The sequence below is a fragment of the Mycobacterium canetti CIPT 140010059 genome (genome assembly GCF_000253375.1).
GTDB classification, from domain to species: Bacteria; Actinomycetota; Actinomycetes; order Mycobacteriales; family Mycobacteriaceae; genus Mycobacterium; species Mycobacterium tuberculosis.
Genome location: NC_015848.1, coordinates 73,632 through 98,953, shown reverse-complemented (window position 1 = coordinate 98,953; position 25,322 = coordinate 73,632). Strand labels below are relative to the sequence as shown.

Genomic DNA, 25,322 nt, shown 5'->3' with positions numbered 1-25,322 from the left:
CTACAGGTCGTTGCCCGCGTAGGACTGGTTGAAGCTTTTGTTGGCCAACGGGAAGTCGGGGACGATGGTGTCGGCCATCGACACCGGCAGCGCGGGCCAGTTGAACCAGGACGGATCGACGACTTTCGCCCGGGTGATGCGGCCGGCGGCGTCAATTTCAACGCGGTGCACGATGGTGCCGCGCCAACCTTCGACGATGCCAACACCGCTGCTGGGCGCGCCCACTGGGTGGACCGTGGAGGTGTATTCCATTGGACCGGTGTGTGATTCGACAATGTGTTGAGCAAGAGCGGCAGAGGCGGCGAATTCGTCGCGCCGCACGGTGTAGCGGGCCAAGACGTCACCGTCAGGCGCGCCGATCTCGGTGATGGGCAGCACTGTGGTGGGGTGTTCGACCCGGGCATCGGTGTGCAGTCCGCTGGCGCGGGCAACGTAACCCAGGCAGCCGAGCGCGCTGGCGTCGTCGGGGTGCAACACGGCCGTGCCGGCGAAGCGGTCGTAGACAACCGAGTTGGCCAGCGTCAGCGCGGCGATCTCGGCGAGATCACCGGCGAGCGCTTGTAGTTCGTCGGTGTCGGGCAGCGTACGCAGCGCAATCCCGCCCGGGCGGATGGCGCCGCGCAGTAGCCGGTGCCCGGTGACGGCGGCGTTAAGCCGCAGCAGCTTTTCGCGGATCCGTTGGGCGTGAGCGTTGGCGACCGAGTAGCCGACATCGTTGGCCAAGGCGCCGAGGTCGGCGGCGTGGTTGTAGAGCCGTTCCAGTTCGACGATCAGGGCCCGCAGCCGGTGGACCTCGTCGGGCAGCTCGATGCCAAGAGCGTCTTCGATCGCCAGGCTGTGCGCGAGCGCGTGCGCGGCCGACGTGTCGCCGCTGATGCGTTCGGCGAGATCGGCCGCACCGGTGGCGAGGCGGCCGTGGAAGAGTTTCTCGATGCCGCGGTGCACGAACCAGAGCCGCGCCTTCAGCCGCACGATCGTCTCGCCCGCGACGGAGAACCGGAAGTGACCGGGTTCGATAAGGCCGGCGTGTACCGGGCCGACCGGGATCTCGTATACCCCACGCCCTTCGACGGTCAGGAACGGGAAAGCCCCGGTACCGGTGAATTCGGGCGTGGGCCCGGCATCGGTGCGCATCGGATGCCACTCGGGCCAGTGCCCGTGGCGGACCAGCCGACGGGGTTTGGGATGCCCGACGGGGCGGATTCCGTACAGGTCCGCCATTTCCCGCTCGAACCGGCCGGCCGGAAACGACATATACGCCAGCGATCTGATCTCTGGATTATCGGCGGGTACCACGTATTCCAGCTCGACGCGGCGATCCGGCCGGCCCGCCAGGAACAGGTATACGACACGCAGCCGGTCGCCGTCGTCGTGGGCGGCGACCAGGGCAAGGCGAAACGAATCGGCCCAGAGTTGTTCGGCCGTCGCTATCAGGCCGCGCTCGGATACCCGGTGGCGCAGCCAGCTGGCACTCATCGCGGTAGACCCACGTTGCTGGCGGCAATGCCAAGCAGGTCGGTGAGGGGGCCCGCGGTGATGCCGAGGGCCGCCGAGACGACGATGCCCGCGATCAACGCCGCCGCCGCGGTGGCCGGCACGGTGATCGCCGGCGCGCCCGCCGCCGGGGTGCCGAGCAGGATGCGTCCGGAATTGCGTGCCAGAGCCGCGAACCCGATCGCGATCAGCAGCAGCGCCGCACCCAGCACCCAGGCCAGCCGTGCGTGGGCCAGTGACCGCGCGATGGCCAGCTCGCTGGCGAACATCGCGAATGGGGGCAGACCGAGCAACACGATTACTCCGGTGGCAAACGACACGCCGATCAGCCGTGACCGGCGCAGCACGCCGGTGATGTCGGCGACGGCGGTGCAGTCGTGCGCGGCCTGCAGCTGGCCTCCGGCTAGAAACAGCACGGTCTTGCCGATCCCGTGGGCCAGCACGTGCAGCAGCAGCGCGGCGATCGCCAATGTCGTGCCGGCGGCCGCGGCGATCGCGATCAAGCCCATGTTCTCCATCGACGAGTAGGCCAGCATCCGCTTGACGTCGCCGGTGACGGTCAGCATCAGCACCGCCACCAGCAGCGTCGCCAACCCAACCACGACAAGCCCGTTGCGCAGGTAGGTGGGTCCGGTGGCGGCGTCGATGATCGGCCGCAATCGAATCAACACCGAGAGGGCCACCGCCAGCAGCACCCCGCTCATCAGTGCGGACACCGGTGCGGGGGCCTGGCTGTGCGCGTCCGCCAGCCAGGTGTGAAACGGGAAGAGGCCCGCCTTGGCGCCATAACCGATCAGCAGCAGCCCGCCGGCCAGTCGGGCGACCCCGGGGTCTAGGCCGGCGGCGTGTTCGGCCAGGATGTCGAGGTTCAGCGCGCTGGCGTCAGCGGCGCCGGCATCCCGCGCGGCGAAGTACAGCAGCACGGTGCCCAAGAAGGCAATCGCGATCCCGACCGAACAGATCACGACGTATTTCCAGGTCGCTTCCAGTGCGGTGCGGGTGCGGCGATGCCCCACCAGGAACGCGGTGATCACCGTGGTCGCCTCGATCGCCACCCAAATAACGCCAATGTTGTTGGCACACACCGCAAGAACCATCGCGCAAAGAAACGCTGGCGTTAGCACCCCATACAGCCGAGCGCCACGCTCATCGATGTGGCCGTGGGCCAGCTCGGCATCGATGTAACCGATACTCGCTGCGGTGGCCAGCGTGCCGACGATCCCGATAACGACGAGCATGATCACCGTCAGCGCGTCGGCGCGCAGCAGCCCGCCCAGCCCGAACTGCGCCCCAGATCCCGTCCGAAACGCCATCACCACAGCGCAGGCCAGCACCGTCGCGGCGGACAGCACGGTCAGCGTCGCCGTCGTGTGCCGCCACCCGGCGACCATGCCGGCGATGGACGCGGCCAGCGGTGCGAGGATCGCGGCGAGCAGCAAACCGGTCATCAGTCCCGCAGCTCCCGCAGCTTGTCCAGGTCGGCATCGCCGAAGGTGCGCCGCAGCCGGCCGGTCAGCACACCGATCACGATGACCGCGAACAGCACGTCCAGCGAGGCACCGAGTTCGACGATCAGTGGCACCCCGGCGGTGAGCAGGAATGCGGTTGCGGCAATGCCGTTGTCTAGCATCAGGAATCCGGCGGCTTGCGAGATCGCGTGCAGCCGTGTGGTCATCACGAGCAGCGCGATCAGCACCACCGCGAACGCGGCCGGCACCGCGTTGGTGGTGACGCCGGGTTCCAGGGTGACCACCGGCTGGGTGATCGCGAACGCGGTGAGGGTCAGCCCGGCGGTAATCAGCAGCGAGCTGGCGGTGTTGACCAGCGGGGTGGCCTCCCGCTGCGTGGCCGATTCGGCGCCCACCGCGCGGGCCAGCAGCCACGGCAACACCAGCGCGCGCAGCGCCACCACGGCGATGCCGACGCCGATCAGCGCACGATCGTGGTCGCGGATGCCGCGCAGCAGTGGGATCGCCGCCAGCGCAACACCCTGCCAGGCCAGCAGCCGCACAATAGCCCGCAGGTCGCGGCGCCAGACAATCAGCACCGACGCCAACACCAGCCCACCCGCGGCGAAGTCGACCAGGATCGAGAAGTTGGCGTTACTCATCGCTGGCCTTTCACGCCTGCACCGTGAAGAAGTTGGCGGCGGTGACCGCGAGCAGAGCCAGCAGAAACGAGCCGGCCAGCAGCTCGGGGACCCGGAACAATCGCAGCTTGGCGAGGAACACCTCGAACGTCGCCAGCAGCACCGCGAGAATCGCGACCTTGGCCGCCACCGCCACCACGCCGATCAGCACGTCAAGCGCGGTGGGCGCGGCGCCGGCGATCCCCCACGGCAGGAACAGATTCGCCAGCAGTGCCAGCAGCACCGTGAGCCGCATCCCGGCCGCCCATTCGACCAGCGCCAGCCGTGGGCCGGCGTACTCGAGGACCATGGCCTCGTGCACCATCGTCAATTCCAGGTGGGTGGCCGGGTTGTCCACCGGCAGCCGCCCGGTCTCGGCGACGATGACAATCACCAACGCCACGAAGGCCAGTACGCCGGCCAGCGACACCACGTGGCCAGGGTGGTCGATCGTACTGGCCACCAGCGCACCGAGATTGGCCGATCCGGCGGGGATGGACAGCGCGAACACCGCCAGCAGGATCGTTGGTTCGACCAGTGCGGCGATGGTGATCTCGCGGCTGGCGCCCATGCCGCCGAAAGAGGTGCCGGTGTCGATGCCGGCCAGGGTCAGTGCGACGGTGCCCAGGAATAGCAGCCCGACCACGGCAAACAAGTCGGCGCTGGGGTCCAGGGGTGACCCGGTGGCCACCAGCGGTGCGATCGCGGCGATCAAAAGCGTTGTCCCGGCGACGATCACCGGCGCGGCGGCGAACACGATCGTCGTCCCCGCCGGTGTGATCTGTTGCTTGCCAAGCTGTTTGAGCAGGTCGCGCCACGGTTGCAGCAGGCCGGCGCCGGCCCGGCCTTCCCAGCGTCCCCGTACCTGCCGCGTCATACCGATGACCAGCGGCGCACCCACCATGACCCCGCCGATTTGCGCGGCGCCCGCTAGGTAGGACATCACGTTCACCTCGCCACCACCAGCACGATCAGTACGCCCAGCGCGCCGTAGGCCAGATACAGGTGCACGCTGCCGGGGTGGGCGCGCCGCAGCAGCCCCGCGGCGGCGGCCACCGCGCCGACCACCGGTGGGTACAGGCGCCGTTCAATCGCGTCGGTGATCGCGGTCCGGTAGGTGATCCGCTCGGCCATATAGCGCGACTCGGCGGTGTGGGTGACCTCGACGTCGGTGTCCGGGCGCAGCACGTCGTCGAAAACCCGCTGCAACGGCTCAGCAAACGCCGTGGCCGTGTATTGCATGCGCGCGGTGAGTTCGGCTGCGCCGCATGCCCACAGCGGCAAGATGGCCGATGCCGGGCGTCGGCGGCAACGCCACCGCGCCAGCACGGCAACCACCAATGCCGCGGCGAGCACGCCGCCGGCGATCACCCCGGGCGCGATCGACCCGGACATCCCGGGCAACCGCACCACCGCACCCAGATCGGTGAACTCGACCGACCGCGCGGCGGGCAGCGTCGCGGCCGCTCCCCGCACAGCGGGCGCGACCAGCAGCGGTGCCACCGCCAGGGCCAGGCACGCGGCCGCCACCATCGCCATGCCGGCGCGCATGCTGACCGGCGCCTCACGCGCCGCTTCCGCGTGGAGGGAGCGGGGGCGGGCGAGAAACCCGATCCCGAACGCTTTGGTCATCGCCGCCACGCTCAGCCCGGTGGCCAGTGCGACCACACCGACCGCCAGCGGCGTCGTTAGCGCCACGACGGGGTCATGTCCGGGGGCGGCGTGGACCAACGACTGGACCAACAGCCACTCGCCGACAAAGCCGGCGCCCAGCGGCAGCCCGCAGGCGCCTAGTGCGGCGACCCCGAAAAATGCGGTGGTCGCGGGCATCCGGCGGGCCAGTCCGCCGAGCAGGTCCAGGTCGCGCAGCCCGGTCGCGGCCAGCACCGATCCGGCCGCCAGAAATGCCAGGCTCTTAAACGCCGCGTGCGCGATCAGATGCAGCATCGCCGCGGCGACGGCGATCGACGCCGGACCGTAAGCGCCTGCGTCCGCGAACAGCGTTGCGGCACCGAGCGCTAGCGTGATCAGGCCCATGTTCTCGGTCGTCGAATAGGCCAACAGCCGTTTGAGGTCGGTGGCCACCGAAGCCTGCAGCACCCCATACAGCGCGGACGTGCCACCGACGGCCAGCAGCGCAAGCCCCCACCAACGTGGGCCCGGCCCGAGCAGCTGCAGATCGATTCGAGCGATGCCGTAGCAGCCCAGGTTAACCATCGCCGCGCTCATCAACGCCGACACCGGGCTCGGCGCCTCCGGATGGGCCCGCGGCAGCCAGGCGTGCAATGGCACCAGACCCGCCTTCGACCCAAATCCGGCCAGCGTCAGCACAAACACGACAGTGCGGACCCCGTCGGAGACTGCCCCGAGGCCGGCGAACCGGTCGGAACCCCCGGCCGCCGCCAACACCACGAGCCCGACCAGCAGCGCGATGAACCCCAGCTGAGTCATCACGGCGTACCACAGCCCCGCCGCTCGCACCTGCGGGCGGGTGTGCTCGGAGAGCACCAGGATCAGCGAGGCGATCGCCATCAACTCCCACGCCAACAGAAACGTCGTCACCGAGCCCGCGGCCGGCACCAACAGCATCGCCGCGACGAACAGTGGCACCACCGCCACCGCGACCCGACCCAAGTGCTCACGGCGCGCGTAGCCGATCAGGTAACAACCGACCGGAACCGCTACCGCGCCCGTGAGCGCCATGAAGAATCCGCCCAGCCGGTCGAGCTCGATGTGGATGCCGGACAGCGGAAGCAGCCAGCCGATGTGTGCCGCCCGCGTGGGTCCGAACATGCCGAGCAAACCCACGCCGACCCCGACAACACCCACGCCCGAGGTGACCGCCCCGCCGGCCGTCGGTGCAGCGGTCATTTCCCGGTCACCGATCGCAGCGCCGCCATGATGGCCGCGGGTGTCGGCGGGCATCCGGCGATCTCGACGTCAACGGGCACCACCTCGCCGACCGCGCCGACCACGCCGTAGGCGTCGGCGAACACCCCCCGGTTCAGCGCGCAATCCCCGCACGCGATCACCACCCGCGGGCGCGGCGTGGCCTCAAGGGTCTTGCGCAGTGGGCCGGCCATGTTGTGCGTGACCACGCCGGTCACCAACAACGCATCGGCGTGTCGGGGCGAGGCGACCAGCCGCGCCCCGAACCGCTCCGCGTCATACACCGGGCCAAAGGCGCCCGAAATCTCCACCTCACACCCGTTGCACGAACCCGCGTCAACATGTCGGATCTGCAGCGAACCCCGTACCCCGGCGGGTGGTTCGGCTATCGCCGCCGGTAAGGGGGCCGCGGGCTCGACCACCCGGCCAACACGGAAAATCTTGGCAACCCAACCCATGGCGTTACGTGGCCGAGCCGCCGGCGCGGAGGTCCTCTAGCACCGCCACCCGGTCGCTGAGCACCCTGGCCAGCACCTTGCGTGCCACCGCCAGCAGCTCGGCGATATCGGGTGCGGCAATCGAATAGATCATCGCGTTGCCGTCACGACGTGCCGCGACAACACCCGCCCGGCGTAGCACACCCAGCTGCTGGGACAGGTTCGACGACTCCAGGCCGACGTCCGAGGACAGCAACTCACCGACCGAACGGTCCCGCTCGACCAGCAGCTCCAAAATCCTGATCCGCGCCGGATGCGCAAGGGTTTTGAAGAACTCCGCCTTGAGCTTGTACAGCGGTTCGGACTCCACCGCGTCTCCTGAGAGCTTCAGCGTTACATCGGTTGACGAGTTGAAGAATTTATCAGATAGTGCGCATGCATGCTGGCCGCCCGCAGCCAATGAGCTACGGCGTACGCGAGTCAGCAACGATGCGGATGCCGGTGACGATCTCAGGTTCGATCGCGATCACGGTGTCCATCGCCATGTTCACCCACGGGTGTAGCAGCCGCTCGTAGCGAGCAACCTGCTGGGGATCGGTGACCTTGATCGCCAGTCCGGTCACCACCACACTCCACCCCGTCCGCCGCCGCGGATCAAGGTCGTCGGCTTCGTAGGCGACCACGACACCGGCATCGGCGCTCGATCGCACCGCAACGGACACCTTGGCCGTCAGGCGGGTGCGCACGATCACCCGACCGTCGACCACGAGGTGATTGACTGGACGGATCGCCGGCAGCGCCGCGCGGGTGAACACCACACGCCCATGGTCAACGCTGGCCAGCAACCGCATCGCCTCGTCACGGTCGAGCTCGACCACCTCCCGGGCGCTTTGCGGGCTGGCGCGCCGCGAGCCCGGGCTCATGCCAGACCGTCGGCAACGCCGTCACCGGTCGGGGTGATCAACCCGAGGTTGCCGTCGTAGCGGGAGTAGAGCAGCTGGCCGCGGCCGGTGGCCTGGTCGGTGAAAAACAGGAATGGCAGTCCATGTTCGCGCGCCCGGTCCACCGCGGCGGCCTCCGTGAGAACCGGTGTCGGACGCGAATTCACAATCAGCGGCACCGGCGGCCCGGCTGGGGCGCGACAACGTGACCATCCTGGGGGAAATACGTGGTGCTGGCGGGCCAGCCGCAGCCCCGACGGTCCAGCCCGATAGACCACAGCGTCCTCCCCCGTCTCGGCGTCGGTGAACAAATGCACGTCGTAGTCCATGGCGTCCATAGCGGCAATCGCCTGCAACGGGGTTGCGCGCCTTAGCACGACCGGTTTGCGGCGGGTGACTAGCGCCTCGGCCAGCGTGGTCAATCGCCGGCGGGGCCGATCCGGCCAAGGCCGGGGGCACCACTGTGCCGACGCCCGCACGATCTGTCGATCCAGTCTGATCAGTGCGGGTCGCAGATCATCGATGCCCGCGGTGGCGGCCTGCGCCCTTAATGGGGTGTCACCTACCTGCAGGTTTATCTGCACCAGCGTCGGCCCATCGGCGCAGTTCGCCATGGTCAGCCGCACCCGAGCACCCCCGGTGACGCCCCGATCGGCCAACACGCGACCCACGGCACGAGCCAACCGTTCGGCCTGGGATGCGTTAGCCCGGCCGCCGGAGAATACGGCGACATCCGGGAATTCCCGCGCGTGCGATGGCTCGGGTGCACATACGACGAGGCGACTGCGTTTCGGTTCCACCTGCTCGGCTTTCGATTGTGGCCCGATTGTGGCCAATGCCCAAAGCTTGTCTGGCCGACACGGACGCGGACAGGGCCGAAAGTCCCATGCCAAATGTGGGCTGTGTCACCACCCGGAAAATTCGGCTAGTCCGCGGCCCAACGGCGGCATTTCGTGTGGATCGACTCGTTGCCACACGTGCGCCCAGTAGGCTTTGAGTGTGGCAGTTTCCGTCGCTGCGCAGAAGCTGAGGCTCGCTCTGGACATGTACGAGGTTGGCGAGCAGATGCAGCGCATGAGGCTGGGTCGTGAACGGCCCAATGCGGACGTTGTTGAAATTGAAGCAGCTATCGACGCGTGGAGGATGACGCGTCCCGGGGCGGAGGAGGGTGACAGCGCAGGCCCGACGTCCACACGGTTCACATGAACGCTGTGGAGTCGACACTCCGTAGGGTCGCCAAGGACCTGACCGGATTGCGTCAGCGGTGGGCGCTGGTTGGTGGTTTCGCGGTGTCTGCGCGATCCGAACCACGTTTCACCCGTGACGTGGACATTGTTGTCGCGGTGGCAAACGACGATGCCGCGGAATCTTTAGTCCGTCAACTTCTTACCCAGCAGTACCATCTCCTGGCGTCGGTAGAGCAGGACGCGGCCAGACGGTTGGCAGCGGTCCGTCTCGGAGCAACCGCAGACACTGCCGCGAATGTTGTGGTGGACCTCCTTTTCGCGAGCTGTGGCATCGAACCGGAGATTGCGGAGGCTGCCGAGGAGATCGAGATCTTGCCCGATCTAGTCGCTCCGGTGGCCACAACGGCGCATCTGATCGCGATGAAACTTCTTGCGAGAGATGATGATCGGCGACCCCAGGATCGCAGTGATCTACGTGCGCTCGTGGACGCCGCATCGCCTCAAGATATCCAAGATGCGCGCAAAGCTATCGAGCTGATTACCCTGCGCGGCTTCCACCGGGACCGCGACCTGGCAGCGGAATGGACACGCCTCGCCGCCAAGTGGTGACCAGCCAATCCTGCGCCCAGTTCTGGAACTCAGATCCCGGTCCGCAAGCCATTTTGCCGAGGCCGCGCCCAGCGCTAGCCGTTAAGCATCCCGTCGATGAGCCGGCGCAGCACCTGTCTGGTCTCCCGACGGGCGCGCTTGGGGTCGTCGGCGGTGGCGATGAACATCGCCGCCTCGTCGAGCGCGCCAATGAGCACCTGGGCCAGCGGCCGCACCGGTTGACGAGCCAACTGGCCGGCCCGGATCGCCTCGGTGATCAACTGTTCGGTCATGCCCAGGCTGTATCGCTGGGCGACGTCGCGGAAACCCGCCCAGCCCAGCACGACGGGCGCATCCAGCAGGATCAGCTGACGCACCTCCGGATCACCAGATACCTCGAGCCAGGCATCGACCGCTGCCCGGATTGCATCGGCCGGCGTCGCCGCCCCCGAGGCGGCGACCAAGGTGGCCATCCGGGCCATCACGTCTTGCTCCACGACCTCCACCACATCGCGGAATAGTGCTGCTTTATCGGCGAATTGGTGGTACATCGCCCCCCGCGTGACCCCCGCCTCGGTCGCGATTTCCGGCGTCCCCACCTCCGCATAACCCCGTAACCCCCACAGCTTGCGGGCCCCGGTGATCAGCGCCTCGCGGGTCGCTGCGGAGCGTTCCTCCTGGGTGCGTCTCTTGATTTCCATACAATCTGTTGGTAAGTTACCGGCAGTCTGCTTGTAAATGTACCTCGAAGGGTGGGCATCCATGTCGACGATCGACATTAGTGCCGGAACTATTCATTACGAAGCAACCGGACCCGAAACTGGCAGGCCTGTCGTGTTCGTGCACGGGTACATGATGGGCGGTCAACTATGGCGACGGGTCAGTGAGCGACTCGCCGGTCGTGGCCTGCGCTGCATCGCCCCCACCTGGCCGCTGGGTGCGCATCCTAAGCCGCTACGCCCCGGCGCCGACCAGACCATCGGCGGGGTTGCCGGCATCGTCGCCGACGTCCTTGCCGCGCTCGAGCTCAAGGACGTGGTGCTGGTCGGCAACGACACCGGCGGGGTCGTCACCCAGCTCGTCGCGGTCCACTATCCCGAACGGCTCGGTGCCCTGGTCCTCACTAGTTGCGATGCGTTCGAACACTTTCCGCCGCCGATCCTCAAACCGGTGATCCTGGCCGCGAAATCGGCCACCCTGTTCCGGGCCGCGATCCAGGTGATGCGGGCACCGGCCGCGCGTAACCGCGCGTATGCCGGTTTGTCGCACCACAACATCGACCATCTCACCCGGGCCTGGGTTCGTCCGGCGCTATCCAACCCGGCCATCGCCGAAGACCTGCGTCAGCTCTCGCTATCGCTGCGCACCGAAGTCACCACCGCAGTCGCCGCCCGGCTGCCTGAATTCGACAAGCCGGCGCTCATCGCGTGGTCGGCGGATGACGTGTTCTTCGCACTCGAGGACGGTCAACGGCTCGCCGCGACCATCCCGCGCGCCCGTTTCGAGGTAATCGAGGGAGCACGGACGTTCTCGATGGTGGATTCCCCGGACCGGCTCGCCGACCAGTTGTCGACGGTCGCGGTGCGCACGTAGCCGGGTGCCCGTTTGGGCCAAGAAGTTCCGCGGCACTGCCTTTTGTGGCCCGCGGGACTTAGAATGCCCGCTGTGACGACCCCGTCCAACCACTGGGGGGACGAACGAAGGAAGCTCTCGCATCAGCCACCGGTGCGGGGTCAGATTCTTGGCCGCAGGCAAGCCCGGCGGCTGAGCCAGCACTTCGCGCGGGTCGGCGTCGAAGCCCCGCCGAAGCGCCTTCAGGAAATGCTGTTGGGCGCTCCCGCCGCCGACGAAGAATGGACCGACGTCAAGTTCGCACTGATCGTGACCCAGCTGAACCATGAGAAGCGCGTCGCGAAATTCCACCGCCTACAACGCCGAGCCACGCATTCACTAATCTGTCTGGGTTTGGTTCTCGTCGCACTGAACTTCCTGATCTGCCTCGCCTACATCTTCTTCAGCCTGACCCAACACGCCGCAGCGTTGTGAATCTACTGGTTGGCTTAATCGATGATGTCGCGCAGGGCGGCCGCGATAGCCTCGATCGCCCGATCCAGTATTGCGCGGGTGGTGGCGAAGTTCAGCCGCGCAAATCCCGAGCCCACCGCGGCGCCGAACGGAATGCCAGGCGACAGCGCCACCTTCGCCTTCGAGAGCAGGTATTCCGCCGGTTCAGACGGCAGAGCCAGCGCACGGAAATCCACCCACGACAGGTAGGTACCGTCCGGAGCGTTGACCTCTACCCCGGGAGCTAACTCCGGCAGCGCCCGTGCCAGATGATCACGGTTCGCCCGCAGATAAGGGAGCAGCTCGTCCAACCAAGATTCGCCATGATGGTAGGCGGCGATGTTCGCGCGGATACCGACCGTTGATGCGCCCATGCGGTGCAACATGTTGATCCGGTCCCAGTCGTGGGCGTCACGGCGGTTAGACAGGATCACCTGAGCGCACATCAGACCCGGCAAGTTCCAGCCTTTGGACGCCGACACCAACGTGACCACGACTTCAGCCGCCGCCTCCGACACCGAAGCGGCGGCGACATGGCGCGATCCGTAGACCACCGGTGCCCAGATCTCATCCGCGATCACCCGGGCGCCGTGGCGGGCCGCGATATCCACGATCGCACGTAGCTCGGCTTCGGTGAACGCCGTACCCAGTGGGTTATTCGGATTGCAGATAATCACCGATCCGGCACCGCGGACGAACGCGGCCTGCAGAGCGTCCAGGTCCAGCAGGTAGCGTCCCGAGTCTTGCTGCACCATTGGGACTTCCACTCGTTGGCGGCCGGTGACGTGCAGGACGTCGAAAAACGGCATGTAAGCCGGAACCGGCAACGCGACCGGACTCTCCGGCCGGGTAAGGAATTCGACGACGACTTCCATCCCCTTCAGGACATCCGGCACGACGCGGACCCAGTCCGGTCGGGGGCACCAACCGTAGCGTTGTCGGCACCAATCGGCCGTCGCCCTCGGCAGGCTGTCCTCGCCCAACGGCGGGTAGCCGAACTCCTCGTTGTCGACGCACGCCCGCACCCCGTCGAGCACAGCCGGTGCGGTGGGAAAGTCCATCTCCGCCAGCCACAGTGGCACTACATCGGGCCCGAAATAGTTCCACTTGAGCGTGTTGCGACCCCGAAGCTGTTCCTCGGTCAACAGATTGAAGATGCTGTCCTGCATTTTATGACGGGGTTATGACGGGGTGTTGTAGCCCACAGCGGATGCTTGTAGCGGTACCTGGGTTCCGCTGCGCCAGACGGCTTTGACGTCGCAGAGTCCGGCGGGGTCATGGTCCACACCTGCCGCAACAGCCAGCAGATCAGCGTCGTAGCCCGGCGCGATGCGACCCTTGCGGTGGCCGAGCCCACAGCTGGCAGCGGCCGCTGCGGTGGCGCCGGTCAGCACCTCTGTGCTGGTGAACCCGTGTCGAGACAGATACACCAAATCGTCGGGGAGCACGTCATGGCGTCTGCCCGGGGCGACTCCAGCGTCGGTGGACAGGGCGACACGCGCACCGGCGTCGATGAGCCGGCGGATGTTTCGCCATCCATCCTGCACAACCGCGACAAGGTTCTCCGGCATCTCCGGATACACCCGGGGAATCGTCATACCGCACCACACACCTTGGGCAACAATCGCTTCAACAACATCCGGGCTGGCGGCGGCGCTGCCTTCGCTCAAGAACGTGCAGTGCTCGATGCCGTCAACACCCGCGGCGACCGCCGCGGCGATCCCTGCGGTGGCATGTGCATGTGCGGTCACCGGTAGACCTACCTGCTCGGCGGCCGCCACCACCGCGGCCAGTTGGCCGCTGCCGTACTGCGGCTGCCACGGATCGGATGCTGTGGTAACGAATCCGCCCGTGGCCATCACCTTGATCCAATCCGCTCCCCGCGCGGCCCGCTCCTGCACCGCATCAACCAGCTCCTCGACGCTATCGGCCACGCCGCCGAGGAACCAGCAATGCCCGCCGCTGCGAGTCAATGGTGGCCCAGAAACCACCAGTTCCGGCCCCACCGTCGTTTTCTGCCGATACTCCTCCCGCAGCGCCAAGGCCGCATAGTCACGGTCGCCGAGATCGCGAATCGTGGTGATCCCGGAGCGCAACGCGGCCGCGGCGTGCCGTCGCGCCCGTCCCACCAGCACCGCATGGGGGTCGCCGGCCAAATCCTCTGGCCTACCGTCGGGGTCCCAGCACAAATGCGCATGCGCATCCACCAGACCCGGCAACAAAGTCGATTCACCCAGATCAACCAGGTTCATATCGGGGCAGGCGGAGCCAGCAAAATCGACCGCGCTGATCCGACCATCCTCGACCACGACCAGCACGGGACCACGCTGAAACCGGTATCCGTCGAACATTTGCCTAGCGCGAATCCCGATCCGTCCCGGACGCGCCGACACCTGGCTAATGCTCAGATCGCCCATCGCTCAGGGACCTCCAAACGCGCACGCGGTGTGAACCGCCACCGCTGCCCCGGCAGTGGCTAGTTCCGGCCAAGCCGGGTTAGTCGTTGGCAAGCGCACGATGCTCGATCAGATCGCGCAGACCCCCCACGCCGAGCCGCTCACGAAACGCCTGCACGGTATAGCCGACGGCCGTCGCGTCGCTGCGGGCACGCACGGTCGCCGAGCGCGGCAGGTGAAACAGCACGCCTATCTCGCCGAAGTAATCCCCCGGCCCGGCAACCTTGACCAATTCCTCACCGCCGTCGGCCAATTCGTGCACAATCTCAAACTCGCCCTCCGACACCACGTAGATCAGGTCGCCCATCGTGCTCTGCTCGAACAGCACCTCGCCGGCCTGAAGATGCACGGTTTCAGGTGGCCGATTTGTCTCCGCGAAATCGGGTGTCAGCTCAACGACGCGATCGGCCATCGGCAACATCCTGCTGTCGTGGGTTGCGACCACGACCACACGCTCGCCATCGGCCAGTTCGCGGATCAACCGCAGCACCTCCTCCACCTGGATGAAATCCAGGTGTGCGGTCGGTTCGTCAGCGAGGATCAGTGGCGGATCCAGCGCAATCGCGCGTGCCACCGCGACTCGTTGCTGCTGACCTCCGCTCAGATCACCGGGTCGATGATTCATTCGTTCCGCGAGATTGACGCGCGCCAGCAGTTCTTCGGCACGCCTACGCGACGCCCTGCGTGACATCCCGGCCGAGCGTAACGGCACCATCACGTTCTCGACAGCGGTCAGGCTGGGCACCAGATTGAACGCCTGGAACACGATGCCGACCTTGTTACGCCGGTAGTTCGCCAGCTCGGCGCCTTGTAGCGTCGTGATGTCGACTTCGTCGAACTTGATCGCCCCAGACTTCGGGCGCAGAATGCCGCCCAGACAGGAAAGCAGTGTCGTCTTGCCGCAGCCGCTGGGTCCGAGCAGCATCACCAACGACCCGGCTGCCACGTCGAGGTTCAAACCGTTGATCGGCCTAAGCGCGTATCCACCGCTGTAGTACTCAACGACGAGGTTCTGAATGCTGAGATCGCCCACCGCTAGGGACCTCCGAACGCCTGCGCGGGATCGACCGTCACCACGCGCTTCAATCCGGCAACACTAGCGAACAGACCGATGACGATCGCGGCCACCGGTAGCGCCAGGTAAGCACCGACGGGTACCGCGACAATCATCGGAAACAGTGGTGCCAACACCTGCGCCAGGACGACGCCCACCACCGCCGCAAGCAACGCAATGACCAGCGCCTGTAATGCGAGCCCGGCCATAATCGAGCGCGTTGGCGTGCCAATCGCCTTGAACACCGCGAAGTCACGTAGCCGCTCAAGAGCCGAAAGGTACACCACCGAGCCGACGATCAGCACCGCCACAATCCACAGCAAAACAGCCACGATCGAGATCGAATTCACTGCGACCTTCAATGGGCGCACCAAATCATTGACAGCGCCCACCCGATCGAAAGTCTGGTAACCCTCCGGCAGCTGTCGGGGCATACCTATGATCCCGATGGACGTGATATTCGGCTGCCCGTTGTACGCCAATTTCTGTAAGCCCTCGGTCGTGAGGAAGACATTGGGGATCTTGGCCAGCGCGGTGGAATTCGGCACAATGCCGACGACCCGCAATCTGCGCGCGCCGACCTCGACAGTGTCACCGAGGTGTCGGCCCATCGTGCTCGATGCCGCGACTTCGTCCGGTTTCGACGGTGACCGACCCTCTGAGACCCGTGGCATGCCAGGTCCGTGCTCGGGCGCGCCGAAGACCGTGACGTTTCGCGTCGACGTGCCTTCTTTCATGATCGTCCCCACGCTGCCCAACGGGGCCGCGGCCATGACACCGGGTTCAGCGGCCACTCGGGCCAGGTCAACATCGGGAAACGGTATTGAACCCAGAAAAGGTCCAGCAGCGCCGGATCTGACGACGAATACATCGACACCCATGGAATCGACGGTGTGCCGGGCCTCCACCCGGAAGCCGTTCGCGAGTCCGGTCAAAACAAGCGTCATCCCGAAGATCAGCCCGGTGCTGATGATCGTGATGACCAGGCGGCGCTTTCTCCATTGCATGTCACGCAGGGCCGCGAAGAGCATTCCCAGACGCTACCAACGTGGCGCACTTGTGGGGCCTGGTCTTGACGTTTTGTGGTCAGGGCGCGGCCCGCTAGTGGTCGAAGAGGCGTTCGGGGTGGTGGTAGTCGTTGGTGCGGGCACCGCGGTCGAGGTGGGGTGGCGGGATCCATGCCGTTTGGCCGTCGGACCGTTTCCTTGTCTGCCAGCCTTTCCCGACTAGCTTGTGGTTGGGTGTGCAGGTGAAGGTGAGTTTGTCGATATCGGTTGAGCCGCCGGTTGCCCACTGGTCGATATGGTGGACTTCGCACCGGTCACCGGGTGCGTGGCAGTTGGGTCGACCATGGGTGCGGTGCCCGCGTTGCTGCGGGTCCGTTTCCCGTGGCCGCCCTTCGAACCGGACGTGCGACTTTCACCGTATCTGGCTCTTCACGGAATCTGCCGATGGGGTGGTTCAGACAGCCTGAGTCCAGGGAGTGGGGATCGTGTTGCCCCGATAGCGGTATCGCCGAATGGGCACCGCGGCGGGGTTAAACAGGGTGATCCCGTCCGCGCTGATGGGGTGCCACCGCCCGGTGGGGTCGGTGAGCCAGCGGCGGACGTCGGTCCAATTCCAGCGATGCCGAATGCGCTGCCAGTTCACCAGCCGCAACACCCGCTTGTCTTTGATCCGGTGACGCACCCGGTCCATCAGGTCCGCGTGGTCGATGCGGTCAAAGCACGCCTTGATATCAGCGTCGAGCACCCAGCGATACTCCTGGGTGCCGAACAAGTGAATCTCAGCGATCGTGTCGTGCGCGCGTCGCGCGGGCCGAAACCCGTAGGAGACCGGCTCGAAGTCGGTCTCAAAGATGGGTTCTAGCACCAGTTTCAACGCCGCCTGAACGACCCGGTCGGCCACTGTGGGAATCCCCAGCCGCCGTACCTTGCCCAACCCGCCCGGTTTGGGGATCTTGCGTTCCCGCACCGGTTGAGGTCGAAACTGTCCACTCTTGAGTTCAGTGCGCAGTTCGTTCAGGAACTCCAAGGCCCCGATCTCGGACTCGATGCGGGCCACAGTGAGCCCGTCTGATCCCGCGGCGACCACGGCGTCCACCGGGTCCACCGGGTCCACCGGGTCCACCGGGTCCACCGGGTCCACCGACACCGTGATCGAACTCATATTCGAATGCTATCGCCGCCACGCCCCGCCAGCCGCCGACAAACGCACCCCTGTGGATAAACACCCAACTGTGCACCAACGCGTGATATGACCCGCGCTGTCTGATTGGGCCGTCCGACTACCACCGACCGCAGGGTGACAAAACACATGCGTGGTGTGTATGTTGCTTTCCGTCACAATCGAACAGCCGCTGACGCGATGTGGGAGAACCTCCATGTCGAGGCGCCGTAGGAGCAATCTCCTCCCCGAGAATCTCTCAGGCCCAAGCACCACACCGCCGAGGCAACTCTGGAGACAGGGACGGTCGCACCGACCGTGCCTGACCGAAGGTGTAGAGCGGCGCCATGATGCGACGCCGCAGACTCTCAGGTTTCAGGACAGAGCGGGGAGGGCGCAACCAGCCCGGCGCGATCCGGGCTCGTCGAAACCGGAGTTGGCCCTTGTCTGAACCGCACGATCGAACTGTTGGCGACCTCGCCGTGGCCGAAACGATGTCGCGGCCGCCGGATGCCCATTTGGCCGGGCAGCCGATTGCTCCGGGAACACCCTTGACCGCCCCCGAGTACGCCGAACAGACCGGACTGAGCTGATGAACACCCTCAACGACTCCCTGACCGCCTTCGACCCGGACATCGCCGCCCTGATCGACGGCGAGCTGCGCCGTCAAGAATCCGGCTTGGAGATGATCGCTTCGGAGAACTATGCACCGCTGGCCGTGATGCAGGCCCAAGGTTCGGTCTTGACCAACAAGTACGCCGAAGGCTACCCGGGCCGGCGCTACTACGGTGGCTGTGAATTCGTCGACGGTGTCGAGCAGTTGGCTATCGACCGCGTCAAAGCGCTCTTTGGCGCCGAATACGCCAACGTGCAACCACATTCGGGGGCCACCGCCAACGCCGCCACCATGCATGCGCTGCTAAACCCCGGCGACACCATCCTGGGGTTGTCGCTGGCTCATGGCGGTCACCTGACCCACGGGATGCGGATCAACTTTTCCGGCAAGCTCTACCACGCCACCGCCTACGAGGTGTCCAAAGAGGACTACCTGGTCGACATGGATGCCGTCGCCGAGGCAGCGCGCACACACCGGCCCAAAATGATCATCGCCGGCTGGTCGGCGTACCCACGCCAGCTGGATTTCGCCCGCTTCCGCGCCATCGCCGACGAAGTCGACGCCGTGCTCATGGTGGATATGGCGCATTTCGCCGGCCTGGTCGCCGCTGGCGTGCACCCCAGCCCGGTGCCGCACGCCCACGTCGTCACCTCCACCACTCACAAGACGCTCGGCGGGCCCCGCGGCGGCATCATCTTGTGCAATGACCCGGCCATCGCCAAGAAGATCAATTCCGCGGTCTTCCCTGGGCAGCAGGGCGGGCCGCTCGAGCATGTCATCGCAGCCAAGGCCACCGCATTCAAGATGGCAGCACAACCTGAATTCGCGCAGCGCCAACAACGTTGCCTCGACGGCGCGCGCATCCTTGCCGACCGGTTGACCCAGCCCGACGTCGCCGAACGTGGCATCGCGGTGCTAACCGGCGGCACCGATGTGCACCTCGTCCTAGTCGACCTGCGCGACGCCGAACTCGACGGCCAGCAAGCCGAAGACCGGTTGGCCGCCGTGGACATCACCGTCAACCGCAACGCGGTACCCTTCGACCCTCGTCCCCCGATGATCACCTCGGGCCTGCGAATCGGCACCCCGGCGCTGGCCGCACGCGGCTTCTCCCACAACGACTTCCGCGCCGTGGCAGACCTCATCGCGGCGGCACTGACGGCCACCAACGACGACCAGCTGGGTCCGCTGCGCGCCCAGGTCCAGCGGCTGGCCGCACGCTATCCGCTCTACCCGGAACTGCACCGGACATGACCATCAGCGTCTTCGACCTGTTCACCATCGGCATCGGGCCGTCCAGTTCCCACACCGTGGGACCGATGCGCGCGGCAAACCAGTTCGTAGTTGCGCTGCGCCGCCGGGGCCACCTGGATGACCTCGAGGCGATGCGAGTGGATCTGTTCGGCTCGCTCGCGGCCACCGGAGCCGGTCATGGCACCATGTCGGCGATATTGCTGGGGCTGGAAGGCTGCCAGCCAGAAACGATTACCACCGAACACAAGGAACGCCGGCTCGCCGAGATCGCAGCGTCCGGCGTGACGCGAATCGGCGGTGTCATTCCGGTCCCGCTGACCGAGCGTGATATCGACCTGCATCCCGACATCGTTCTGCCAACGCATCCCAACGGAATGACGTTCACTGCCGCGGGCCCACACGGCCGCGTCTTGGCCACCGAGACTTATTTTTCGGTGGGCGGAGGGTTCATCGTCACGGAACAGACCAGCGGCAACAGCGGCCAACATCCATGCTCAGTTGCCCTTCCCTACGTGTCGGCCCAAGAACTGCTGGACATCTGTGACCGCCTCGACGTGTCAATTAGCGAAGCGGCGCTGCGCAACGAAACATGTTGCCGCACCGAGAACGAGGTACGCGCCGCGCTGCTGCACCTGCGCGACGTCATGGTTGAGTGCGAACAGCGGAGCATCGCTCGCGAAGGGTTGCTTCCTGGCGGCCTCCGGGTGCGCCGGCGAGCGAAGGTGTGGTATGACCGCTTGAACGCCGAAGACCCCACTCGCAAGCCGGAATTCGCTGAGGACTGGGTCAACCTGGTCGCGCTGGCAGTCAACGAGGAGAACGCCTCCGGTGGGCGCGTCGTCACCGCCCCGACCAACGGTGCCGCCGGCATCGTGCCGGCGGTCCTGCACTACGCAATCCACTACACGTCGGCCGGCGCGGGGGACCCCGACGATGTCACCGTGCGATTCCTGCTCACTGCTGGAGCCATCGGATCGTTGTTCAAGGAGCGAGCATCGATCTCCGGAGCCGAGGTCGGCTGTCAGGGCGAGGTCGGCTCCGCGGCCGCCATGGCCGCCGCCGGATTGGCTGAAATCCTCGGCGGCACACCGCGACAAGTGGAAAACGCCGCCGAGATCGCCATGGAACACAGCCTCGGCCTGACCTGTGACCCCATCGCCGGGCTGGTGCAGATCCCCTGCATCGAACGCAACGCGATTTCCGCCGGCAAGGCCATCAACGCCGCACGGATGGCATTGCGCGGCGACGGCATCCATCGCGTCACCCTCGACCAGGTCATCGACACCATGCGCGCCACCGGCGCGGACATGCACACCAAGTACAAGGAAACCTCGGCCGGCGGGCTCGCCATCAACGTCGCAGTCAACATCGTCGAGTGTTGACCAACCGTTGCCGTTGAGTCCGGCTCATCCGACGGGATAGACGACCCCGGTGAGCTCTTCGGACACAGCCCACAGGCGGCGCTGCAGCTGCTCGTCGTGAGACTGGGCGCTGGAGGCCACCACCTTCGGGTAGCCCCGTATTTCACCGAAGCCATCGGGTCCGAAGTACTGGCCGCCGCGCACCGCGGGATCGGTGGCGGCACGCAATGTCGGCAGGGCCCCCAGTTCGGCGTCTTGCATCAGCGGCGCCAGTATGGCCGCCACCGCGACGAGCGGCCGTGGCATGTTGCGGACCAGTTCGGTGTTGGACACTCCCGGGTGCGACGCGACCGCGATGGTGGTTCCGCCCGGTGCTAACCGACGCTGAAGTTCATAAGTGAACAGCAGGTTGGCGAGCTTGGCTTGGCCGTAGGCGGCGACCCGCCTGTACCGGCGTTCCCACTGGAGGTCGTCGAAATGGATTGCGGCACGGATGCGATGGCCGACGCTGCTGATGGTGACCACTCGTGAACCGGCGACGGGCAGCAGTCGATCAATCAACAGGCCGGTCAACGCGAAATGGCCCAAGTGGTTGGTGCCGAACTGCATCTCGAAGCCGTCTGCTGTGGTCTGTCGGGGTGTATACATCACCCCGGCGTTGTTGATCAGCAGGTCGATGCGCTGGTGGTCAGACTTCAGCTGTGCCGCGGCGGCGCGCACCGACGCCAGCGAGGTCAGGTCAAGCTCCTGAAGCTCTACTTCGGCGCCGGGGGTGGCCTCGGTGATGCGTGCCGCCGCCTGCTTGCCCTTGTCGAGGTTGCGCACAGCCAGCACCACGTGTGCACCATGGGCGGCAAGCGCTGCGGCGGTCTCGAATCCAAGTCCGGTGTTGGCCCCCGTGATGACGGCGGTCCGGCCGGTCTGGTCGGGAATGTCGGCGGCAGTCCATTTGGTCATGAGGGCTCCTCGCTATGCTTTGACTAAGCGGGGCGAGCGCTCCGCTTAGCCGAACTATACGGAACGCGCGCCCCGCTTTGTCAAGGCTTTCGGAGGTACGACTTGGCTCCTACTGACCGGCGGGTGCGTGCCGACGCGGCCCGTAACCGGGCACGCGTATTGGAGGTTGCCTACCAAACCTTTGCGGCCGACGGTCTATCGGTGCCCGTTGACGAGATCGCTCGGCGCGCCGGAGTCGGCGCAGGCACGGTATACCGGCATTTCCCGACCAAGGAGGCGCTGTTTCAGGCGGTGATCGCCGACCGGATGCACCGCATCATCGACAAGGGACATGCCCTGCTCAAATCCAAGCATCCCGGCGACGCGCTGTTTGCATTCCTGCGGTCGATGGTATTGCAGTGGGGCGCCACCGATCGCGGCCTGGTCGAGGCGCTGGCCGGCGTCGGGATTGAAATCAGCAGCGCGGCCCCGGAAGCCGAGGCAGATTTCTTGGACCTGCTCACCGACCTGTTGCGCGCCGCCCAGCGCGCCGGCACCGTACGGCCGGACGTAGACGTGCTTGAGGTCAAGACGCTCCTAGTCGGCTGCCAAGCGATGCAGAGCTACAACGCTGAGTTGGCCGCAAAGGTGACCGACGTCGCCCTCGACGGCCTTCGGGCAAACAGAAAGTGATCGTCGTCGCGCAGAACACCGCCCGAATCATGTGCGGCGCAATCCGCGATACTGGTAACCGCCGCTACAACGCGGAGTGATTCAGCATCTGACCGACAGTGACGCCGGGAGAACACCATGAGCGCCGAACAGCCGACCATCATTTACACGCTGACCGACGAGGCGCCGCTGCTGGCGACCTACGCCTTTCTGCCGATTGTGCGTGCCTTTGCCGAACCGGCGGGCATCAAGATCGAGGCCAGCGACATCTCTGTAGCGGCACGCATCCTGGCGGAATTCCCCGATTACCTGACCGAGGAGCAGCGGGTACCGGATAACCTCGCCGAACTGGGCCGGCTGACTCAGCTACCCGACACCAACATCATCAAGCTGCCGAACATCAGCGCCTCGGTGCCACAGCTGGTAGCCGCCATCAAGGAACTGCAAGACAAGGGTTACGCGGTCCCAGACTACCCGGCGGACCCGAAGACTGACCAGGAGAAGGCCATCAAAGAGCGCTACGCCAGATGCCTGGGCAGCGCGGTGAACCCGGTACTGCGCCAAGGCAATTCGGACCGTCGGGCGCCCAAGGCGGTGAAGGAGTACGCGCGCAAGCACCCGCACAGCATGGGCGAGTGGTCGATGGCCTCACGCACCCACGTAGCGCACATGCGGCACGGTGACTTCTACGCCGGCGAGAAGTCGATGACACTGAACCGCGCGCGCAACGTGAGGATGGAACTGCTGGCCAAGAGCGGCAAGACGATCGTGCTCAAGCCCGAGGTGCCGCTGGATGACGGCGACGTCATCGACAGCATGTTCATGAGCAAGAAAGCGCTGTGCGACTTCTACGAAGAGCAGATGCAGGATGCGTTCGAGACCGGCGTGATGTTCTCCTTGCACGTCAAGGCGACCATGATGAAGGTCAGCCACCCCATCGTCTTCGGCCACGCGGTCAGGATCTTCTACAAGGACGCCTTCGCCAAGCACCAGGAGCTGTTCGACGAATTGGGCGTCAACGTCAACAATGGCTTGTCCGATCTGTACAGCAAGATCGAGTCGCTGCCGGCGTCGCAACGCGACGAGATCATCGAGGACCTACACCGTTGCCACGAACACCGCCCCGAGCTCGCGATGGTCGATTCGGCCAGAGGTATCTCCAACTTCCACTCGCCGAGCGATGTGATCGTGGACGCCTCGATGCCCGCGATGATTCGCGCGGGCGGCAAGATGTATGGCGCCGACGGAAAGCTCAAGGACACCAAGGCGGTCAACCCGGAGTCCACCTTCTCGCGCATCTATCAGGAGATCATCAACTTCTGCAAGACAAATGGCCAGTTCGATCCGACGACGATGGGCACCGTCCCCAATGTGGGTCTGATGGCCCAGCAGGCCGAGGAGTACGGCTCGCACGACAAGACGTTCGAGATTCCCGAGGACGGCGTCGCCAACATCGTCGATGTCGCCACCGGCGAGGTGCTGCTGACCGAGAACGTGGAAGCCGGCGACATCTGGCGCATGTGCATCGTCAAGGACGCACCGATCCGTGACTGGGTCAAGCTGGCTGTCACCCGCGCGCGCATCTCCGGGATGCCGGTGCTGTTCTGGCTGGACCCGTACCGCCCGCACGAGAACGAGCTGATCAAGAAGGTCAAGACATACCTGAAAGATCACGACACCGAAGGTCTGGACATCCAGATCATGTCGCAAGTGCGATCCATGCGCTACACCTGCGAGCGCCTGGTCCGTGGACTGGACACCATCGCCGCGACCGGCAACATCCTGCGCGACTACCTCACCGACCTGTTCCCGATCCTGGAGTTAGGCACCAGCGCCAAGATGCTGTCCGTTGTTCCGCTGATGGCCGGCGGCGGAATGTACGAGACGGGGGCGGGCGGTTCGGCACCCAAGCACGTCAAGCAATTGGTGGAGGAGAATCACCTGCGCTGGGATTCGCTGGGTGAGTTCCTCGCGCTGGGCGCCGGTTTCGAGGATATCGGCATCAAGACCGGTAACGAGCGAGCCAAACTCTTGGGTAAGACCCTGGATGCCGCCATCGGCAAGCTGCTGGACAACGACAAGAGTCCGTCGCGCAAAACCGGTGAACTCGACAACCGGGGCAGCCAGTTCTACCTCGCCATGTACTGGGCACAAGAGCTGGCCGCGCAGACCGACGACCAGCAGCTGGCCGAACACTTCGCCTCGCTGGCAGATGTGTTGACCAAAAACGAAGACGTCATCGTGCGAGAGCTCACCGAGGTACAAGGCGAACCGGTGGACATCGGCGGCTACTACGCGCCGGACAGCGACATGACTACGGCGGTGATGCGGCCCAGCAAGACGTTCAATGCAGCGCTGGAGGCTGTCCAAGGCTGACGACGGGCTGGCCCGGCTACGACGGCGCCATTGGCGTCCCGCAAAGGGATGTCACCGAACGAGTTTGATTTCGCACGGAAGGCCCGGCGCGGCCGCAAGCCGCGAGTCGCCCGTGAGCAGCGGGACATCCAGTGCGGTGGCCAGTGCTACGTAAAGGGCGTCGTAGAACGTGACATTGTGCCTTAGCTGCCATGTGTATTCGATCAGTCGTGGGCTGTGCGGGTAACGATTGTCGATGAGATAAGGCAAGGCATCCAACGCGGCGCGAGCCTGCTCTTCGGAGATTTCGTCGCTGAGCACGGCGCGGCGGAGTGCATGTCCGACCTCTGCGTCCAGCAAATGCGGCGCGTTAGAAATCGACTCCTTGAGCAAACCGCGCAGAACGATCGCGCTGGCGCCCTTGCCGGCGAGAGCGTCAACCGCGGCCGCCGCGTCGACTACACATTCATCCACCCCTGAGCTCCCGCCGGGATGCCTCGATGGTCTCCCGGCTGATGCCTGGGCTGGCAGTGCTGGCGAGCGCCTGTTCCAGGATCTCGATTGCCTCGGCCTTGTCTCGGCCCCGCGCCCCTTCGATGAGCTTGGTGCGCATATACGTCTGCAGCGACTGCCCCGCTGCGGTGGCGCGCCGTCGATAGGTTTCGGCGACATCTTCGGGCAAATCCCGAACTTGAATGGTAGCCATAGCGCTATTCTAGCGTCA

General features: G+C 65.7%; 26 protein-coding genes, 1 pseudogene and 1 riboswitch. Of the genes and pseudogenes, 8 read left to right on the top strand and 19 right to left on the bottom strand.

Features of this window, described 5'->3' with window-relative positions; all coding sequences use genetic code 11:
- From MCAN_RS00490 to MCAN_RS00450, 9 genes are all read right to left on the bottom strand, one after another.
- Positions 1-1,476 (bottom strand): hydrogenase large subunit, encoded by a 1,476-nt coding sequence (locus MCAN_RS00490; RefSeq protein ID WP_014000027.1) that lies wholly within the window; start codon positions 1,474-1,476, stop codon positions 1-3.
- On the bottom strand, positions 1,473-2,942 hold the full coding sequence (locus MCAN_RS00485) for a proton-conducting transporter transmembrane domain-containing protein (protein ID WP_014000026.1): 1,470 nt from the start codon (positions 2,940-2,942) through the stop codon (positions 1,473-1,475). The genes MCAN_RS00490 and MCAN_RS00485 overlap by 4 nt, the downstream gene beginning before the upstream one ends.
- Positions 2,942-3,604, bottom strand: coding sequence for a hypothetical protein (locus MCAN_RS00480; protein ID WP_014000025.1), 663 nt, complete (start codon positions 3,602-3,604; stop codon positions 2,942-2,944). Before MCAN_RS00480 ends, MCAN_RS00485 begins: the two co-directional genes overlap by 1 nt.
- A 10-nt stretch (positions 3,605-3,614) precedes the next feature.
- The gene (locus MCAN_RS00475; RefSeq protein WP_014000024.1) at positions 3,615-4,565 is read right to left on the bottom strand and encodes a respiratory chain complex I subunit 1 family protein; all 951 of its coding nucleotides are present in this window, start codon (positions 4,563-4,565) and stop codon (positions 3,615-3,617) included.
- Positions 4,566-4,570: 5 nt separating this feature from the next.
- Positions 4,571-6,493: a proton-conducting transporter transmembrane domain-containing protein gene (locus MCAN_RS00470; RefSeq protein WP_014000023.1), complete on the bottom strand. Its 1,923-nt coding sequence runs from the start codon at positions 6,491-6,493 to the stop codon at positions 4,571-4,573.
- Positions 6,490-6,969, bottom strand: coding sequence for an NADH-quinone oxidoreductase subunit B family protein (locus MCAN_RS00465; protein WP_003400658.1), 480 nt, complete (start codon positions 6,967-6,969; stop codon positions 6,490-6,492). Before MCAN_RS00465 ends, MCAN_RS00470 begins: the two co-directional genes overlap by 4 nt.
- 4 nt (positions 6,970-6,973) lie before the next feature.
- Positions 6,974-7,318, bottom strand: a complete 345-nt coding sequence (locus MCAN_RS00460; RefSeq protein ID WP_003400657.1) for a lsr2/espR transcriptional regulator — start codon at positions 7,316-7,318, stop codon at positions 6,974-6,976.
- A gap of 94 nt (positions 7,319-7,412) precedes the next feature.
- A complete protein-coding gene (locus tag MCAN_RS00455; protein ID WP_014000022.1) occupies positions 7,413-7,871 on the bottom strand; it encodes a pyridoxamine 5'-phosphate oxidase family protein in 459 nt (152 codons plus the stop codon).
- Positions 7,868-8,689: a dormancy-associated translation inhibitor gene (locus MCAN_RS00450; RefSeq protein ID WP_014000021.1), complete on the bottom strand. Its 822-nt coding sequence runs from the start codon at positions 8,687-8,689 to the stop codon at positions 7,868-7,870. Before MCAN_RS00450 ends, MCAN_RS00455 begins: the two co-directional genes overlap by 4 nt.
- Positions 8,690-8,888: 199 nt before the next feature.
- Between MCAN_RS00450 and MCAN_RS00445 the strand changes: the two genes are divergently transcribed.
- The gene (locus MCAN_RS00445) at positions 8,889-9,095 is read left to right on the top strand and encodes a hypothetical protein (RefSeq protein ID WP_003400649.1); all 207 of its coding nucleotides are present in this window, start codon (positions 8,889-8,891) and stop codon (positions 9,093-9,095) included.
- The gene (locus MCAN_RS00440; protein WP_003400645.1) at positions 9,092-9,685 is read left to right on the top strand and encodes a nucleotidyl transferase AbiEii/AbiGii toxin family protein; all 594 of its coding nucleotides are present in this window, start codon (positions 9,092-9,094) and stop codon (positions 9,683-9,685) included. The genes MCAN_RS00445 and MCAN_RS00440 overlap by 4 nt, the downstream gene beginning before the upstream one ends.
- Positions 9,686-9,759: 74 nt before the next feature.
- Here MCAN_RS00440 and MCAN_RS00435 read toward each other — a convergent pair whose 3' ends face one another.
- On the bottom strand, positions 9,760-10,365 hold the full coding sequence (locus MCAN_RS00435) for a TetR/AcrR family transcriptional regulator (protein ID WP_003899803.1): 606 nt from the start codon (positions 10,363-10,365) through the stop codon (positions 9,760-9,762).
- Positions 10,366-10,426: 61 nt separating this feature from the next.
- On the opposite strand from MCAN_RS00435, the gene MCAN_RS00430 reads away from it, so the two are divergent.
- Both MCAN_RS00430 and MCAN_RS00425 read left to right on the top strand, forming a co-directional pair.
- A complete protein-coding gene (locus MCAN_RS00430; RefSeq protein ID WP_014000020.1) occupies positions 10,427-11,257 on the top strand; it encodes an alpha/beta fold hydrolase in 831 nt (276 codons plus the stop codon).
- Positions 11,258-11,329: 72 nt separating this feature from the next.
- Positions 11,330-11,710 (top strand): hypothetical protein, encoded by a 381-nt coding sequence (locus MCAN_RS00425; protein ID WP_003913085.1) that lies wholly within the window; start codon positions 11,330-11,332, stop codon positions 11,708-11,710.
- A gap of 14 nt (positions 11,711-11,724) precedes the next feature.
- On the opposite strand, the gene MCAN_RS00420 is transcribed toward MCAN_RS00425, so the two are convergent.
- The 6 genes and pseudogenes from MCAN_RS00420 to MCAN_RS00400 form a co-directional block, all read right to left on the bottom strand.
- Complete coding sequence (locus tag MCAN_RS00420; protein WP_003400622.1) at positions 11,725-12,897, bottom strand: MalY/PatB family protein; 1,173 nt, start codon at positions 12,895-12,897, stop codon at positions 11,725-11,727.
- A 12-nt stretch (positions 12,898-12,909) separates the two neighbouring features.
- On the bottom strand, positions 12,910-14,145 hold the full coding sequence (locus MCAN_RS00415) for a metal-dependent hydrolase family protein (RefSeq protein WP_003400620.1): 1,236 nt from the start codon (positions 14,143-14,145) through the stop codon (positions 12,910-12,912).
- A 79-nt stretch (positions 14,146-14,224) separates the two neighbouring features.
- The gene (locus MCAN_RS00410) at positions 14,225-15,217 is read right to left on the bottom strand and encodes an ABC transporter ATP-binding protein (RefSeq protein WP_003899801.1); all 993 of its coding nucleotides are present in this window, start codon (positions 15,215-15,217) and stop codon (positions 14,225-14,227) included.
- 2 nt (positions 15,218-15,219) lie between these two features.
- Positions 15,220-16,269: an ABC transporter permease gene (locus MCAN_RS00405; protein WP_003400616.1), complete on the bottom strand. Its 1,050-nt coding sequence runs from the start codon at positions 16,267-16,269 to the stop codon at positions 15,220-15,222.
- A 70-nt stretch (positions 16,270-16,339) separates the two neighbouring features.
- A pseudogene (locus MCAN_RS22250) lies at positions 16,340-16,612 on the bottom strand (HNH endonuclease); the annotation flags it as partial.
- Positions 16,613-16,699: 87 nt separating this feature from the next.
- Positions 16,700-17,407 carry a reverse transcriptase domain-containing protein gene (locus MCAN_RS00400; protein ID WP_003913073.1) on the bottom strand — a complete coding sequence of 236 codons (708 nt, stop codon included), beginning with the start codon at positions 17,405-17,407 and terminating at the stop codon, positions 16,700-16,702.
- 191 nt (positions 17,408-17,598) lie between these two features.
- Positions 17,599-17,689: riboswitch (glycine riboswitch) on the top strand.
- A gap of 307 nt (positions 17,690-17,996) precedes the next feature.
- Here MCAN_RS00400 and glyA point away from each other — a divergent pair.
- Together glyA and MCAN_RS00390 are read left to right on the top strand one after the other, a co-directional pair.
- Positions 17,997-19,274, top strand: a complete 1,278-nt coding sequence (gene glyA / locus MCAN_RS00395) for a serine hydroxymethyltransferase (RefSeq protein WP_014000019.1) — start codon at positions 17,997-17,999, stop codon at positions 19,272-19,274.
- The gene (locus tag MCAN_RS00390; protein WP_003400600.1) at positions 19,271-20,656 is read left to right on the top strand and encodes an L-serine ammonia-lyase; all 1,386 of its coding nucleotides are present in this window, start codon (positions 19,271-19,273) and stop codon (positions 20,654-20,656) included. Before glyA ends, MCAN_RS00390 begins: the two co-directional genes overlap by 4 nt.
- A 24-nt stretch (positions 20,657-20,680) precedes the next feature.
- Here MCAN_RS00390 and MCAN_RS00385 read toward each other — a convergent pair whose 3' ends face one another.
- Entirely contained in the window at positions 20,681-21,592 is a 912-nt protein-coding gene (locus MCAN_RS00385; protein ID WP_003899798.1) for an SDR family NAD(P)-dependent oxidoreductase, read from the bottom strand.
- Positions 21,593-21,694: 102 nt separating this feature from the next.
- On the opposite strand from MCAN_RS00385, the gene MCAN_RS00380 reads away from it, so the two are divergent.
- Both MCAN_RS00380 and MCAN_RS00375 read left to right on the top strand, forming a co-directional pair.
- Entirely contained in the window at positions 21,695-22,264 is a 570-nt protein-coding gene (locus tag MCAN_RS00380) for a TetR/AcrR family transcriptional regulator (RefSeq protein WP_003400591.1), read from the top strand.
- Positions 22,265-22,381: 117 nt separating this feature from the next.
- A complete protein-coding gene (locus MCAN_RS00375) occupies positions 22,382-24,619 on the top strand; it encodes an NADP-dependent isocitrate dehydrogenase (RefSeq protein ID WP_014000018.1) in 2,238 nt (745 codons plus the stop codon).
- 51 nt (positions 24,620-24,670) lie between these two features.
- Here MCAN_RS00375 and vapC1 read toward each other — a convergent pair whose 3' ends face one another.
- On the bottom strand, positions 24,671-25,072 hold the full coding sequence (gene vapC1 / locus MCAN_RS00370; RefSeq protein ID WP_014000017.1) for a type II toxin-antitoxin system ribonuclease VapC1: 402 nt from the start codon (positions 25,070-25,072) through the stop codon (positions 24,671-24,673).
- Complete coding sequence (locus MCAN_RS00365) at positions 25,065-25,304, bottom strand: FitA-like ribbon-helix-helix domain-containing protein (protein ID WP_015287750.1); 240 nt, start codon at positions 25,302-25,304, stop codon at positions 25,065-25,067. Before MCAN_RS00365 ends, vapC1 begins: the two co-directional genes overlap by 8 nt.
- Positions 25,305-25,322: the final 18 nt, after the last annotated feature.